10 protein-coding genes and 2 tRNA genes are annotated in these 14,475 nt (G+C 68.0%); 5 read left to right on the plus strand and 7 right to left on the minus strand.

Translation table 11 applies throughout. The annotated features are described in order from the left end of the window. From MHZ35_RS14070 to lon, 4 genes are all read right to left on the minus strand, one after another. Positions 1 to 390: a glycine zipper 2TM domain-containing protein gene (locus tag MHZ35_RS14070; protein WP_446741055.1), complete on the minus strand. Its 390-nt coding sequence runs from the start codon at positions 388 to 390 to the stop codon at positions 1 to 3. A 713-nt stretch (positions 391 to 1,103) separates the two neighbouring features. Then, a tRNA-Val gene (locus MHZ35_RS14075) sits at positions 1,104 to 1,178 on the minus strand. 89 nt (positions 1,179 to 1,267) lie between these two features. Continuing rightward, the gene (locus MHZ35_RS14080) at positions 1,268 to 1,540 is read right to left on the minus strand and encodes an HU family DNA-binding protein (RefSeq protein WP_125962450.1); all 273 of its coding nucleotides are present in this window, start codon (positions 1,538 to 1,540) and stop codon (positions 1,268 to 1,270) included. Positions 1,541 to 1,749: 209 nt separating this feature from the next. After that, positions 1,750 to 4,146, minus strand: coding sequence for an endopeptidase La (gene lon, locus MHZ35_RS14085; RefSeq protein ID WP_239436223.1), 2,397 nt, complete (start codon positions 4,144 to 4,146; stop codon positions 1,750 to 1,752). Between the two features lie 138 nt (positions 4,147 to 4,284). Here lon and MHZ35_RS14090 point away from each other — a divergent pair, with 138 nt between their 5' ends. Then, positions 4,285 to 5,991 carry a M1 family metallopeptidase gene (locus tag MHZ35_RS14090; RefSeq protein WP_239436224.1) on the plus strand — a complete coding sequence of 569 codons (1,707 nt, stop codon included), beginning with the start codon at positions 4,285 to 4,287 and terminating at the stop codon, positions 5,989 to 5,991. A gap of 4 nt (positions 5,992 to 5,995) precedes the next feature. Here MHZ35_RS14090 and MHZ35_RS14095 read toward each other — a convergent pair whose 3' ends face one another. Continuing rightward, positions 5,996 to 7,975: a putative bifunctional diguanylate cyclase/phosphodiesterase gene (locus MHZ35_RS14095; protein ID WP_239436225.1), complete on the minus strand. Its 1,980-nt coding sequence runs from the start codon at positions 7,973 to 7,975 to the stop codon at positions 5,996 to 5,998. A gap of 82 nt (positions 7,976 to 8,057) precedes the next feature. Here MHZ35_RS14095 and moaA point away from each other — a divergent pair, with 82 nt between their 5' ends. From moaA to MHZ35_RS14115, 4 genes are all read left to right on the plus strand, one after another. Continuing rightward, the gene (gene moaA / locus MHZ35_RS14100) at positions 8,058 to 9,056 is read left to right on the plus strand and encodes a GTP 3',8-cyclase MoaA (protein ID WP_239436226.1); all 999 of its coding nucleotides are present in this window, start codon (positions 8,058 to 8,060) and stop codon (positions 9,054 to 9,056) included. Next, positions 9,053 to 9,829 (plus strand): NAD kinase, encoded by a 777-nt coding sequence (locus MHZ35_RS14105; protein ID WP_125962455.1) that lies wholly within the window; start codon positions 9,053 to 9,055, stop codon positions 9,827 to 9,829. The genes moaA and MHZ35_RS14105 overlap by 4 nt, the downstream gene beginning before the upstream one ends. 123 nt (positions 9,830 to 9,952) lie before the next feature. Then, positions 9,953 to 10,027: transfer RNA gene (locus MHZ35_RS14110), tRNA-Asn, on the plus strand. Positions 10,028 to 10,405: 378 nt separating this feature from the next. Further along, positions 10,406 to 10,993, plus strand: coding sequence for a CC0125/CC1285 family lipoprotein (locus MHZ35_RS14115; RefSeq protein WP_239436227.1), 588 nt, complete (start codon positions 10,406 to 10,408; stop codon positions 10,991 to 10,993). 140 nt (positions 10,994 to 11,133) lie between these two features. On the opposite strand, the gene secA is transcribed toward MHZ35_RS14115, so the two are convergent. Both secA and MHZ35_RS14125 read right to left on the minus strand, forming a co-directional pair. After that, complete coding sequence (gene secA / locus MHZ35_RS14120; RefSeq protein ID WP_239436228.1) at positions 11,134 to 13,875, minus strand: preprotein translocase subunit SecA; 2,742 nt, start codon at positions 13,873 to 13,875, stop codon at positions 11,134 to 11,136. Positions 13,876 to 13,992: 117 nt separating this feature from the next. After that, on the minus strand, positions 13,993 to 14,253 hold the full coding sequence (locus MHZ35_RS14125; RefSeq protein ID WP_239436229.1) for a hypothetical protein: 261 nt from the start codon (positions 14,251 to 14,253) through the stop codon (positions 13,993 to 13,995). Positions 14,254 to 14,475 lie beyond the last annotated feature (222 nt).

The following is a 14,475-nucleotide window of genomic DNA, read 5'->3' on the forward strand; positions in this document are numbered from 1 at the left end:
TTAGTCGCACTCGACGCTGTTGCGGTCGATCGCGCGTCCGCCCAGCGCACCCGCGCCCGCACCCAAGATGGTGCCGAGCGTCTTCGAGCCGCCCGGGGCGATGATGTTCCCGAGCACGCCGCCCGCCAGGCCGCCGATGATGGTCCCTTCGGTCCCGTCGTCACGCTTGCAGTAGTAGCGACCGTCTTGGCCCCGGTAGATCCGGTCGTTGTCCGACATCCGGTGTCTGCCATGCCCCTCGCCGCGCGGCCGGTCGCCCCGTCGCGGCCCCGATTGGCCATAGCCGTTCTGGCTGTTGTAGCCGGGCCGTCCGTAGTCGTCGCCCGTGCAGGCGCCCAGCGGCACTGCGCAAGCCATGCCCACGGCGATCTTCAAGAGGGTGGTGTTCAACGTTCAAGCTCCCTTTCCTCGGGGGAAGTACCAAGGCGCGTGAGGGGATCTTACGGGTCCGCACCGCGTCTGCCCTGCCAACCCCTCGCGCCTGGTTTTGGTTCAACGCGGCGCGACAAGCCGAGCCGCGGGCGACGCCGGTCCCTCGATGAACAGTGCCCGGCCCTCCCGAAACGAACCTGAGCTCGAAGATCGGAGTGCGTGCACGACCCCAACTGCTCGGGCGCATCTTGGCAAATATGGAGCCGGCAGCGCGATCGCAGGAAAGTCGGGGCGCGGAATCGTCGAGCGACAACAAGTTCCCCGGCAGCGACCCGATGCGCGGACGATCCCGACCATGCCCTATGCAGGCGCTCCTAGCTGACGCTCGCCCGTGCCGATGAACAGGCATCGACCATCCGGCGCGAAGGCGAGCTGCTCATGCGGCTTCGCCAGGTCCTGCCGGTAACGACGAGTTCAACCTAATCGCTGTCGGCAAGGAGTCATGGCTGGCCGTGGGTGTCTGACAGAGACAGGTACGACGGAACTTCGATTTCAAGGCACTCAACGAATAACGCCTACACAGTGCCCCTGGTCAGTTGATCGCCGGGATCGCGACAATGGCGCGCTGGTCGAGCTCACGCCCCGATAAGCAGGAGACGGTCTCCGAAAACCACAACGCCGTCCGGCCTCTTCAGCGAATGCTGGAGTGGCCGGACGGCGCGGGTTCGATATGGTGGGCGCGGCTGGGATTGAACCAGCGACCCCTGCGGTGTGAACACAGTGCTCTACCACTGAGCTACGCGCCCGTGCGCCTTGCGGCGAAACCGGGAAGCGGGCCTTTAGGCGGTGGAAACCGGGCTGTCCAGCCCCCTCGCCTGAAAAACCCGCCGGTCGATCAGTTGACCGAATCCTTCAGGCCCTTGCCTGCCTTGAACTTGGGCTGCGAGGACGCCTTGATCGTCATCGGCTCGCCGGTGCGCGGGTTGCGGCCGGTCGATGCCTTGCGCTTGCTGACCGAGAAGGTGCCGAAGCCCACCAGACGCACCTCGTCGCCCTTCTTGAGCGCGGCCGAGATCGACTCGAACACCGCCTCGACCGCCTTCGTCGCATCACCGCGGCCCAGCCCCGAAAGATCGGCGACCTGACCAATCAGCTCCTGCTTGTTCATTCGTTCTAACCCCTTTTTGTCGTTGGGGAGCAGGGCACGCGATCGGCCGATCCGCCCCCCCGGCAGCCGGGGCAGTTAATGCGCCTCTCCCCGGCCCTGTCAAAGCAATTCGCCTGCACTTTGCCCCGGACATGCGCCATCCAGCCGCACCGACCCGGGCTGCTGCGGACGGTCGTTGCCGCCGCCGCAGCCCGGGCCGAGGCCGGGACCTAGTGGTGGCGCACCTCGCCGATGCCCGGCACCGCGGTCGGCGGCTGCACCGCCAGTTCGTCGGCGTCGGTCCAGTCGATCGCCTCCAGCGGGCCGGTGAGCGCCAGGCGAAGCACCTCGTCGACGTGGCTGACCGGCACGATCTCCAGCCCCTCGCGGATGTTCGCGGGCAGGTCCGCCAGGTCCTTCTCGTTCTCCTGGGGGATCAGCACGGTGGTGATACCGCCGCGCATCGCCGCCAGCAGCTTTTCCTTCAGCCCACCGATCGGCAGCACGCGGCCGCGCAGCGTCACCTCGCCGGTCATCGCCACCTCGCGCCGCACCGGCACGCCGGTCAGCGTCGAGACGATCGAGGTCACCAGGCCGATACCCGCCGACGGGCCGTCCTTGGGCACTGCCCCCTCGGGCAGGTGGACGTGAACGTCCTTGCGGTGGAAGAGGCTCGGCTTGATGCCATAGGTCGGGGCGCGCGCCTTCACGAAGCTCATCGCCGCCTCGACCGACTCCTTCATCACGTCGCCGAGCTTGCCGGTCGTCTTGATCGCGCCCTTGCCCGGCACGGTCACGGATTCGATGGTGAGCAGCTCGCCGCCCACCTCGGTCCAGGCGAGGCCGGTGACGGCACCGATCTGGTGCTCCTCCTCGCCCACGCCGAAGCGATACTTCCGCACGCCTGCGAACTCGTGGAGGTTCTCCGGCGTCACCGTGACGCTCTCGGCCTTGCCTTCCAGGATGCGGCGCAGCGCCTTGCGGGCGAGCTTCGCGATCTCACGCTCCAGCGTGCGGACGCCGGCTTCCCGCGTATAGTAGCGGATCAGGTCGCGCAGGCCTTCGTTGGTGAGCGCGAACTCGCCTTCCTTCAGCCCGTGCGCGTCGACCTGCTTGGCGATTAGGTGGCGCTCGGCGATCTCGACCTTCTCGTCCTCGGTATAGCCCTCCAGCCGGATGATCTCCATGCGGTCGAGCAGCGGCTGCGGCAGGTTGAGCGAGTTGGCCGTGCACACGAACATCACGTCCGACAGATCGATGTCGATCTCGAGGTAATGGTCGCTGAACTTCGCGTTCTGCTCCGGATCGAGCACTTCCAGCAGCGCCGAGGCGGGATCGCCGCGGAAGTCCTGGCCGAGCTTGTCGATCTCGTCGAGCAGGAACAGCGGGTTGCTCGCGCCAGCCTTGCGCAGGTTGGTCACGATCTTGCCCGGCAGCGAGCCGATGTAGGTACGCCGGTGGCCGCGGATCTCGGCCTCGTCGCGCACGCCGCCCAGCGACTGGCGGATGAACTCGCGCCCCGTCGCCTTTGCGATCGACTTGCCGAGCGAAGTCTTGCCGACGCCGGGCGGGCCGACGAGGCACAGGATCGGCCCCTTGAGCTTGTTGGTGCGCGCCTGGACCGCGAGATACTCGACGATCCGGTCTTTCACCTTCTCCAGCGCATAATGGTCCTGGTCGAGCACGGCCTGCGCGGTCGGCAGGTCCTTCTTGAGCTTGGAGCGCTTGCCCCACGGCAGGCCCAGCAGCACGTCGAGATAGTTGCGCACCACCGTCGCCTCGGCGGACATCGGCGCCATGGTCTTGAGCTTCTTGAGCTCGGCCGTCGCCTTGGTGCGCGCTTCCTTGCTGAGCTTGAGCGTCGCGATCTTCTGGGTCAGCTCGGCGATCTCGTCGCCCTCGCCTTCCTCGCCCTCGTTGCCGAGCTCGCGCTGGATCGCCTTCAACTGCTCGTTGAGGTAATATTCGCGCTGGGTCTTCTCCATCTGCCGCTTCACGCGGCTGCGGATCTTCTTCTCGACCTGGAGCACGCCCAGCTCGCCTTCCATGAAGGCGAACACCATCTCCAGCCGCTTGACCGGATCGCCCTCGACCAGCAGCGACTGCTTGTCCGCGACCTTGACGGCGATGTTGCCGGCGACCGCATCGGCCAGGCGCGACGCGTCCTCCAGCTCGCCGAGCTGGCCCGCGGTTTCCGCCGGCAGCTTTCGGTTGAGCTTGGCGTAATTCTCGAACTGGTCGACGACCGAGCGCATCAGCGCCTGGACCTCGGCACCCTCTGCGGGGGCAGCTTCCACGGGCGCGACATTGGCGGTCAGGAAGCTGCCGCTCTCGTCGAGCGTCTCGAGCGCCGCGCGTTCCTTGCCGGACACCAGCACGCGCACGGTGCCGTCCGGCAGCTTGAGCAGCTGCAGCACTTCGGCGGTGACGCCCATGTCGTAGAGATCGTCGCGGCTGGGATCGTCCTGTGCGGGATCGAGCTGGGCGACCAGGAAGATCTCCTTGTCGGCCGCCATCGCCGCTTCCAGCGCCGCGACCGACTTGTCGCGGCCGACGAACAGCGGAACGATCATGTGCGGGAAAACCACGATATCGCGCAGCGGCAAGACGGGATAGGACTTGTTCATGCAAACTCCGGCGGCGCCGCACGCCGGCGCCATTGGTCCGTATATGGGGATGTGGCGCGGCGGCATCAATCGCCGGCCGACCGCAACCACGCTCCCCGCCGGCTTGTGAGGCGCAGCCACGTCGCCCATGAAGGGCCGATGTTCAAGATCGCCGCGCCGCTGCTGCCGCTTCTGCTTCCGCTCTCCGCATCGGCCCAGCCGACCGAAAAGGGCATGCCGCCCATCAGCGCGCAGACCCAGCGGTCCGGCGGCGCGCTGAGTGCCGAGCGCGCCGCCCTGCGGCTGCATTCGGCGGACCTGGCGATCGAGGTGGTCCCGGCCCGTCAGCAGCTGTCCGGTGTGGGGACGCTGGAGCTGCGCACCCTCGCCCCCGTGCGGCAGCTGCGGATCGACCTCGACACCAACCTGCCGGTCTCCACGGTGGCCGTCGCCGGAAAGACCCTGCCGCGCGCCGCCTGGAGCCATGCCGACGGCGTCCTGACCGTGACGCCGAACAGCCCCGTCGCCGCCGGCGCAAGCCTGACCCTGCGCATCACCTATGCGGGCACGCCGCATGTGGCGGTCCGCGCGCCTTGGGACGACGGCATCGTCTGGTCGCAGGCGCCGGGCGGGGCCCATTGGGTGGCGACGACCGCCCAGGGCTATGGCTGCGACCTGTTCTGGCCGTGCCTGGACTTTCCCCAGGGGGAACCCGCCGTCGTCACGCTCCACATCACAGTGCCCAAGGGGCTGAAGGCGCCCGCGAACGGCGTGCTGCTCGGCGTGGACACGCTGGCGGACGGACGCACGACCTGGAACTGGCGGGCAAAGACGATCAACCCCTACGATATCGCGCTCAACATCGGCCCCTATGCGGAGCTGTCGGGCAGCTACCGCAGCCGCTTCGGCAACAGCGTGCCGCTCCACTACTGGTACCTGCCCGGCAAGGAGGCGCAGGCGAAGCGGCTGTTCGCCGAATTCGCACCGACGCTCGACTTCTTCGAAACGCTGATCGGCCCCTTCCCGTTCGGCGACGAGAAGCTAGGCGTGGTCGAGACGCCGCACATGGGCATGGAGCACCAGACCATCAACGCCTATGGCAACAACTATGCTCAGGCGCCCGAGGGCTTCGACTGGCTGTTCCAGCACGAGCTGAGCCACGAATGGTTCGGCAACCAGATGACGGCGGCCGATTGGGACGACTTCTGGCTGCACGAAGGCTTCGCCCAGTACATGCAGCCGCTTTACGGCCGTTGGCGCGAGGGCGACGCGCGTTATGCGGCCATGATGGCGGAGCAGCGGCTGCGCATCTTCAACAAGGCACCGCTGGTCTCCGGCACCTCGCGCACCAGCGAGGAGGTGTATGAGGACGGCAAGGGCGGCCCGGGTGGCGACATCTATTTCAAGGGCGCCTGGGTGCTCCACACCCTGCGCAACCTGATCGGCGACGCCGCCTTCTTCGACGCTACCCGCCGCCTGGTCTACGGGCGACCGGACCCGCGTCCAGGCAACTTCCAACCGCGCTTCGCCACCACGCCCGAGTTCGAAAAGCTGGCGGCGCAGGCGGCCGGGCGCGACCTCCACTGGTTCTTCGACATCTATGTGCACGAGGCGGCCCTGCCCGAGCTGGTCGAGACCCGCGACGGCGACCAGCTGCACCTGCGCTGGAAGACGCCGAACGCGCGCCCCTTCCCCATGCCCGTCGAGGTGCAGGTGGGCGAACGCTTGGAGACCGTTCTCATGACCGGCAACCAGGGAAGCCTGACCGTGCCTGCCGGCGCGCATGTGGTGATCGACCCGATGGCGCGAATCCTGCGCCGGTCGGAAGCCGTGGAACGGTATCAGGCTCAGCGCGCCGCCAAATAGCCCCTCACGTCGCGGCGACGACCAGGGCCTCCAGCGCCGGCAGCGCCAGCGGCCCGGCGCAGAGATAGCCCTGGAAGAACTGGCAGCCTTCCTTGGCGAGCAGGTCGAGCTGCTCCTCCGTCTCGACCCCCTCCGCGACGACGGCGAGGCCAAGCGACCGCGCCATGTCGATCACGCCGCGCACCACCACCCGGTCGCGCGGCGATCCGGTGATGTCCTGCGTCAGGCTCTTGTCGATCTTAAGATAGTCGAGCGGCAGCGCCTTCAGATAGGCAAGGCTCGAATAGCCCGTGCCGAAATCGTCGATCGCCACGCGGCATCCGCCGGTGCGCAGTTCGGCAAGCAGGCCGGAGGCCTCGCCCAGGTCCTCGATCAGCCCGCTTTCGGTGATCTCCACCGTCAGCCGGTTGCGCGGAAAGCCGCTTGCGTCGACGCGCTCGAGCAACAAGTCGGCGAACCCGGGGTGCGCCACATCCTCCGCCGTCACGTTGATCGACAGGCGCAGATGGGCGAGGCTCTCCGGCCAGCGCGCCGCGCGGCGCAGGGCGCAACCCTGGACATGCTCGGAAAGCACGACGCTGAGCCCGGCACGCTCTGCTGCCCCGAACAGCGCTTCCGCGCCGATCTCACCCAGGGTGGGATGCCGCCAGCGCGCGAGCGCCTCCACGCCCACGATGCGGCCACCGCCGATCGCCACCTGTGGCTGGAACAGGATCTCCACCTCGTCCCGCTCGATCGCCTGGGGAATGTCGAGCGCGAGCCCGTCGAGTTCCTCGCGCCGCCGCCGATCGCCCTCTGCGGCGTCGACCGCGGACCGCGCCCTCTGGAGCAGCTGGGCGGCGGTCTCGCCGCCGGCGCCTGTCACATGACCGGTGCGCGTGGAAAGCCGCGCGACCTGCTCGCCGGTGACGAACGGGCGTGCCAGCGCCTGCCGAACCGCGGCGTCCGCGCGCTGCATCTGCGCATCGGCGACACCGAACGCCCCGATCAGGAACTCGGCGCCCTCCGCGCGCGCAATCACCGCCCGCCGGCCGAGCGGCTCCCCGACCGCCGTCTCGATCCGCCGCAAGGCGGCGCGCAGCAGCCAGTCGCCTGCCTCGCGCCCAAGGTCCCGGTTGATCGCTTCCACTCCGCTCAAAGCCACTAACGACACCGAGACCGGGTGCCCCGCCCCCAGTCGCCCCTCGATCCAGGCCGTCGCGCCGGCGAGGTCACGGACTTCCGGGCCGGCCTGCGCAGGGACGGCGCCGCTGTCTGCGACCAGAGGCTCCACCAGCGCACGCATGCCGCCTCCGTGCGGATCGCGCTGCAGGTGCACCACCATCCGGCCTTGTCCGGGAACGGTTTGCGCGAAGGCGACCGCCGGGCGCCCTTCGTCCAGGCTGCGGCGGGCGGCGCGCAGGCTCGCGCGCGCGGATCTCGGCAGTGCCGCCAGCAGCGCACGCGTCGTCGGCGCCAGATCGAGGTGAAGCATCGAGGCCAAGGCAGGAGAAAGGCGGTGGCGACCGCTTGCCCGGTCATAGGACCAGGCAAGCGCCCCGGCGCGCCCGTCCAGGTCCCGCCACCCGCCGCCCAGGCGCTCGACATGACGAAAGGCGAAGCGCACCGCCTGCGCCAGCTCGATCTCGGTGACGGGGCTCACCAGGAAGTGGGTGGCGCCGGCGGCAAGCACGTCGTCCAGGCGCGCGGCATCCCCCTTCGACAACAAGGCCAGCAGCGCGCCCGGCGCGTCCGATACCGGCGCCGCAAGGTCCGCCAGCGCGGCAAGCCCGTCCTCCAGCGCGCCGCGTGCATCGACGACGGCGACAGGGGCGCCGCTCGTTCGAAACCGCTGTGCAACCCCGTCCCTGCGGCGGGCGGCGATCACCTGCCAGCCGGCCTTGGCGTAGAGGTTCGACAGTTCGTCGCGCTGCCGGAACGAGAGAAGGAACAGCATCGGGTCCGCGATGCCCTGGCTCGTGCCGACTGCGCCCATTTGCCCCATGGGCGGACCCTAGCCGCCCGGCACGGGTTCGCCAATCCGCCACGGCCTTGTCTCATCTCGGGCGAAGCCCTAGCTCAGGGGCATGGCAAGCGCCTCCGCCCTGATCGATGCGCATGGCCGCACCATTCGCTACCTGCGCATCTCCGTGACGGATCGATGCGACCTCCGCTGCCGCTATTGCATGTCGGAGACGATGCAGTTCCTGCCGCGCGAACGCCTGATGAGCGTCGACGAGATCGCGACCCTGGCGGAGTGCTTCATCGCCCGCGGCGTGCACAAGATCCGTCTGTCGGGCGGCGAGCCGCTGATGCGCGGCGACACGGTGGCCCTGGCGGAGCGGCTGGGAAGCCGGCTGGGCAGCGGGCTCGACGAGCTCACCATGACGACCAACGCCACCCGCCTCGCGCGGCATGCCGGGGCGCTCGCGGCAGCGGGGATCCGGCGCATCAACGTCAGCCTCGACAGCCGCGATCCCGACACCTTCCGGCATATCACGCGGACCGGCGACCTGACGCGGGTCCTGGAAGGGATCGAGGCGGCGCGCGCGGCCGGCATTGCCATCAAGATCAACATGGTGGCCCTCAAGGGCCTCAACGAACATGAGATCGCGCCCATGCTCGCCTGGTGCGGGGAGCAGGGCTTCGACCTTTCCCTCATCGAAACCATGCCGCTCGGCGTCATCGACGAGGATCGTACCGACCGGTTCCTGCCGCTGCCCCAGGTGTTCGAGGACCTTTCGGCGCGGTTTTCTCTCGTGCGGGACGCCTTCCGCACCGCCGGCCCCGCCCGCTACTGGCAGCTCGCGGGCACCACCACGCGGCTGGGCCTCATCTCCCCGCTGACCGCCAACTTCTGCGACGGGTGCAATCGCGTGCGACTGACGACCGAAGGATTGCTCTACCTCTGCCTGGGGCAGGATGCGCACGTCGACCTCCGCGCGGCCCTGCGCGACGGCGGCCCGCCCGCAGTCGATGCGGCGATCGAGGCCGCCATGGCGCGCAAGCCCGCCGCACACGACTTCCGGATCGCGCCCGGCGCGGCCCCGGCCGTTGCCCGTCACATGAGCGTCACCGGCGGATGACCACGCCGCTGCGCCGAGCGCTGATCGCCTCCCCGACGCCCGCTGCCCAGGAGGCGGAGCGGGAACTGCGCGAGCAGTATGAATGGGCGTCTCTGGAAGAGGCCGAGCTGGTGGTCGCGTTGGGCGGCGACGGCTTCCTCCTCCAGGTGCTGCACCAGCTGCTGGAGTGCCGGTCCAACGTGCCGGTCTTCGGCATGAACCTCGGCACCGTCGGGTTCCTGATGAACGAGTGGCGCCTGGGGGGCCTCGACGAGCGGCTGGCGCGCGCGAAGCCGTTCAAGGTGTCGCCGCTGGAAATGCTGACGGAGACGATCTCGGGAGAGGTTCGCCGCCTGCCCGCCATCAACGAGGTGTCGTTGCTGCGCGAGACGCGCCAGGCGGCCAAGATCGAGGTCAGCGTGAACGATCGGGTGGTGATGCCCGAACTGGTCTGCGACGGCATCCTGGCAGCGACCCCCGCAGGCTCCACCGCCTACAACCTGTCCGCGAACGGCCCGATCCTGCCGCTCGGCTCGGCGATGCTGGCACTGACGCCGATCAGCCCGTTCCGGCCGCGTCGCTGGCGCGGCGCGATCCTGCCCGATCGCGCGCGCATCTCGCTTCGAATCCTGGAGGCGGAGAAGCGCCCCGTGAGCGCCGTCGCCGACCAGCGCGAGGTGCGGGATGTCGCACGCGTGGAGGTGGAGATCGACCGCATGCGCGACCTGACGCTGATGTTCGATCCGGAGCATGCGCTCGACGATCGAATCACGATGGAACAGTTCATCGCCTGAGGCGCCGCGGATTTTGAGTTATTTCTAGCCCGGATCAGGCACTTAGTGGAAATCCGGAAAAAAGCCGCGTGGGGTGCTTGCCAGATCCGAAAACCCGCTGCTATAGGCGCGCCTCCGAAGCGTTCCCCGGTAGCTCAGCGGTAGAGCAATCGACTGTTAATCGATCGGTCGCCTGTTCGAATCAGGCCCGGGGAGCCACTCTTCCAGACATCGCCGACTGCTTGCAGAGCCGAGGGCTGCTCCCTCCGTCTGCCGTGGAAAAGCACTGGCCGCGCAGCGCCGGAGCCACCCCTGACGTGCCCTCCTCGTGGCACGGCCGCTTCAGCACAATCCGCACGCCAGCTTACCGAACGAGACGCGCGCCAGCGCACCTGTCCGGGCGCGGAACGATGGGGGAGCTTCTAAGCCCCTCTAGCAAAACGTCTTTTCGGACGCGGTCACATACCGTTCAGGAACGGCTAAGCTGCGAAGTTGCACAACTCATCGTACCGGGTCAAAGAACCCAAACGCCCCGACGTTCGTTCTGAGGTTGTGCCGCCCTTCGTCGGCGAAAATATGCGGCAGTGGAGAAACTCGATGCAGTCATCCAGGTTCGATCGCAAGCGTCTCGCCGGTATCGGCACTGCGATCGTGGGAGCGCTGGTGCTCGCCGCCTGCGCTACCCCAACCCCCTACCGGCCGGCGACCGGCAGCGGCTTTGCCCGGACAGGGTATTCCGACGAGCAGATCGAAGCCAATCGCTTCCAGGTCACCTTCGCCGGCAACACGCTCACGTCGCGTGAGACGGTCGAGCGCTACCTGCTGTTCCGCGCCGCACAGCTGACGATCGAGCGCGGCTTCGACTATTTCGTCCTCGTCGACCGCGACACCGAACGCCGCACGCGCACCTATGCGACGCCCGATCCCTATTGGGGCGGCTATGGCGGCTTCGGCGCGTGGAGCCCCTACTGGCGCTTCCACGGCCCGGCCTATGGCTGGCGCGGCTGGGGACCCTATGGCGACCCATTCTACAACACGGATATCCGCACGGTCGACAAGTACGAGGCGTCGGCGGAGATCATCGTGGGTCGTGGGCCGAAGCCGACGGACAATGTGCGCGCGTTCGATGCGCGGGCGGTGATCGAGAACCTCGGCCCGCGTGTGCAGATGCCGCAGCCGAACTGATCCTCCTTCCCCTCCAGCAAAAAGGGGTCGCTGCCCATCGGCAGCGACCCCTTTTTTGTGCTTCGGCAACGCCGCGCGGGAAGTCCTGAGGCAACGGCTGCCAACCCCAGCGGGCCGGCAGCCGCGGCGTCCTCGCCCGCTTACAGCTGGCCGTGGCAGTGCTTGTACTTGAGGCCCGAGCCGCACGGGCACGGCGCGTTGCGGCTGACGCGGCCGACCCACTCGGCCGGATCCTCGCCCAGAGCTTCGGCGCTCGGCTGGGGCATCTGCATCGGCGGCATGCGGGTGGTCAGGTAGCCGCTGCCTGCATCCTGATCCCAGGTGTCGTCGTCGCCGGTCAGCGGGTCGAAGTGGCTGGTCAGGAAGTCCGGCAGCTCGGGAAGCGGCGGCGGCGTGAAGTTGAAGTTGAAGTTCGCCACCGCCAGCGTGCGGGTCACGTCCTCGCGGATGCTGCCGAGCATGCGCTCGAACAGCGCGAACGCCTCCTGCTTATACTCGTTGATCGGCGTCTTCTGCGCATAGGCGCGCAGGTGGATCACCGCCCGCAACGCGTCGAGCATCGCCAGATGCTCCTTCCAGTGGTGGTCCAGGTTCTGGAGCAGGATCGACTTTTCGATCTGCGTCCACGCGGTCGGCTCCAGTTCGGCTGCCTTTGCCTCGACCACCTGGTCCGCCAGCGTGCGGATACGCTCTTCCAGCGTCTCCGCCTCCAGCCCGTCTTCCTCCGCGATCCACTGCGCGACCGGCGCGTCGACGCCCAGCACCTCGGCCGCCCGCTCGGTCAGCCCCGCCACGTCCCACTGCTCGGGATAGGAGTTGGGCGGCACGGCCTCGCCGACGATCGCGTTCACCGTCTCGGCACGCATGTCGGCCACCACGTCCCCGACGGTGTCGGCATCCATGATGTCGGCGCGCTGCTCGTACACGACCTTGCGCTGGTCGTTCATGACGTTGTCGTATTCGACGACCTGCTTGCGGATGTCGTAGTTGCGCGCCTCGACCTTCTTCTGCGCGGTCTCGATCGCCTTCGACAGCCACTTGGAGCCGATCGCCTCGCCATCGGCGATGTTGGAACGCATCATCTTGGCGAACAGCGTGTCCGGCCCGAAGATGCGCAGCAGGTCGTCGTCCAGGCTCAGGTAGAAGCGCGACAGGCCCGGATCGCCCTGGCGACCCGAACGGCCGCGCAGCTGGTTGTCGATGCGCCGGCTCTCATGGCGCTCGGTGCCGAGCACGAACAGGCCGCCGGCGGCGAGCACCGCCTGCTTCTCGGCCGTGATCTCCGCGCGGATCTTCTCGGCCGCCGCTTCATATTCCGGCGTGCCTGCCTCCAGTTCCGGATGCTCGTCGAGCATGCGGAACTCCAAGTTGCCGCCCAGCTGAATGTCGGTGCCGCGACCCGCCATGTTGGTGGCGATGGTCACCGCCCCCAGCCGGCCCGCCTGAGCGACGATGTGCGCTTCCATCTCGTGGTAGCGCGCGTTCAGCACCTTGTGCGGCACCTTCTCCTGGGTGAGGAATTCGGACAGCAGCTCCGACTTCTCGATCGAGACGGTGCCGACCAGCACCGGCTGGCCACGCTCGGCATGCTCGCGGATCTTGCGCGCGATCGCCAGGAACTTGTCCTGGGTCGTCTTGTAGAACTCGTCTTCCTCATCGACGCGCTGCACCGGCACGTTGGTGGGGATCGAGACGACGTTCATCTTGTAGATGTCGAAGAACTCGGCCGCCTCGGTTGCCGCGGTGCCGGTCATGCCCGACAGCTTGGGATACATGCGGAAATAGTTCTGGAAGGTGATCGAGGCGAGCGTCTGGTTCTCCGGCTCGATCGTCACGCCTTCCTTGGCTTCGGTCGCCTGATGCAGGCCGTCCGACCAGCGGCGGCCGTCCATCATGCGGCCGGTGAACTCGTCGATGATGACGACCTTGCCGTCCTTCACCAGGTAATCGACGTCGCGGCGGAACATCATGTTCGCGCGCAGCGCCTGGTTCAGGTGGTGGACGACCTGGGTGTTCTCGAAGTCGTAGAGGTTGGCCCCCTGGAGCAGCCCGGCGGCCTCGAGCAGCCGCTCGGCCTTTTCGGTGCCGTCTTCCGTCAGGATGACGCTCTTCTGCTTCTCGTCCTTCTCGTAGTCGGCTTCTTCGAGCTGCTTCACGATCGCGTCGACGGACAGGTACAGGTCGGACTTGTCGTCCGTCGGCCCGGAGATGATCAGCGGGGTACGTGCCTCGTCGATCAGGATCGAGTCCACCTCGTCGACGATCGCGAAGGCGAAGGGCCGCTGCACCATCGACTCGCGATCATACTTCATGTTGTCGCGGAGGTAGTCGAAGCCGAACTCGTTGTTCGTGCCGTAGGTGATGTCCGCGGCATAGGCCTGGCGGCGCTCGCCATCGGGCACGTTGGGGACGATCACGCCCGTGGTGAGCCCCAGGAAGCCGTAGATCCGCCCCATCTGCTCGGCGTCGCGCCGCGCAAGGTAATCGTTCACGGTGATGACGTGCACGCCTTCACCCGGCAGCGCGTTGAGATAGGTGGCGAGCGTCGCCACCAGCGTCTTGCCCTCGCCCGTGCGCATCTCGGCGATCTCGCCGCGGTGGAGCACGATGCCGCCGATCATCTGCACGTCGAAGTGGCGCATGCCCAGCACGCGCTTCGATGCCTCGCGAACGGTCGCGAACGCCTCCGGCAGCAGCGAGTCGAGCTTTTCGCCATTGGCGAGGCGCTCGCGGAAGCGCGCCGTCTGCTGCGCGAGCGTCTCGTCGTCCATCGCCTGGATCTCGGCTTCGAAGCCGTTGATCTTGTTGACGATCGAACCCAGCGACTTGACGTAACGATCGTTGGAAGAACCGAAGAGGGACTTGGCAAGGCCGCCGAACATGGCTGTTCCTTCATGATGGGGAGCGGAGCCGCGCCCGGTGCGCGGCATCCCGAGAGGCGCGCCTGTCAGGCGCGGCGAAACTGGGGTGGAGGACGCCCGCACGCGCGGGCGGCACGCTCACTCGAGCGCGCTGTCGACCCTGGAGCGGACATCGACGGGAGGTACGGCATAGGGCGCCGGCACCGGCGAGAGCCGCGCGCCGTCCAGTGCGCTGCTGGCGCGAACAACCAGGGGCGCGTGATCGGCAACATCGGTCGCCACTTCCGCCGCGATCTTGCCCGCAACCTGCTCGACCTGCCGCGCCTCTACCGGAGTCGCGCCGACCAGGGCCCCGGTGAGGCCGGTCAGCAGCGCGGAGAGGAACAACAGGAGACGCAAGCGACGATCCATCGGCGAAGAGCTAGCCCGTGCCGCAATGGCGCCGGGCAGCGGTGGAGATAATGGGCGCACGGCGATCCGTCCACCCGAAAGCCGGGCAGACGCGGGCCGGCCGCCGGGCGGCGGGCCCTGAGCACCTTTCCATCGCAAAATCACTCGACGGATCGGGCGCACGGACGCATGGACCGGAGCCATGGCTACCACCCGCTCCCCCCTCGCCCC

It is taken from the genome of Sphingomonas sp. ACRSK (assembly GCF_022346685.1).
Lineage (GTDB): Bacteria > Pseudomonadota > Alphaproteobacteria > Sphingomonadales > Sphingomonadaceae > Sphingomonas > Sphingomonas molluscorum.

Excerpts from the sequence above, each read along its gene's own strand:
- MHZ35_RS14115 (WP_239436227.1), top strand. The coding sequence starts at position 10,406 with ATGCAGTCATCCAGGTTCGATCGCAAGCGTCTCGCCGGTATCGGCACT.
- MHZ35_RS14080 (WP_125962450.1), bottom strand. The coding sequence starts at position 1,540 with ATGAACAAGCAGGAGCTGATTGGTCAGGTCGCCGATCTTTCGGGGCTG.
- MHZ35_RS14090 (WP_239436224.1), top strand. The coding sequence starts at position 4,285 with ATGTTCAAGATCGCCGCGCCGCTGCTGCCGCTTCTGCTTCCGCTCTCC.
- moaA (WP_239436226.1), top strand. The coding sequence starts at position 8,058 with ATGGCAAGCGCCTCCGCCCTGATCGATGCGCATGGCCGCACCATTCGC.
- MHZ35_RS14105 (WP_125962455.1), top strand. The coding sequence starts at position 9,053 with ATGACCACGCCGCTGCGCCGAGCGCTGATCGCCTCCCCGACGCCCGCT.
- MHZ35_RS14095 (WP_239436225.1), bottom strand. The coding sequence starts at position 7,975 with ATGGGGCAAATGGGCGCAGTCGGCACGAGCCAGGGCATCGCGGACCCG.
- lon (WP_239436223.1), bottom strand. The coding sequence starts at position 4,146 with ATGAACAAGTCCTATCCCGTCTTGCCGCTGCGCGATATCGTGGTTTTC.
- secA (WP_239436228.1), bottom strand. The coding sequence starts at position 13,875 with ATGTTCGGCGGCCTTGCCAAGTCCCTCTTCGGTTCTTCCAACGATCGT.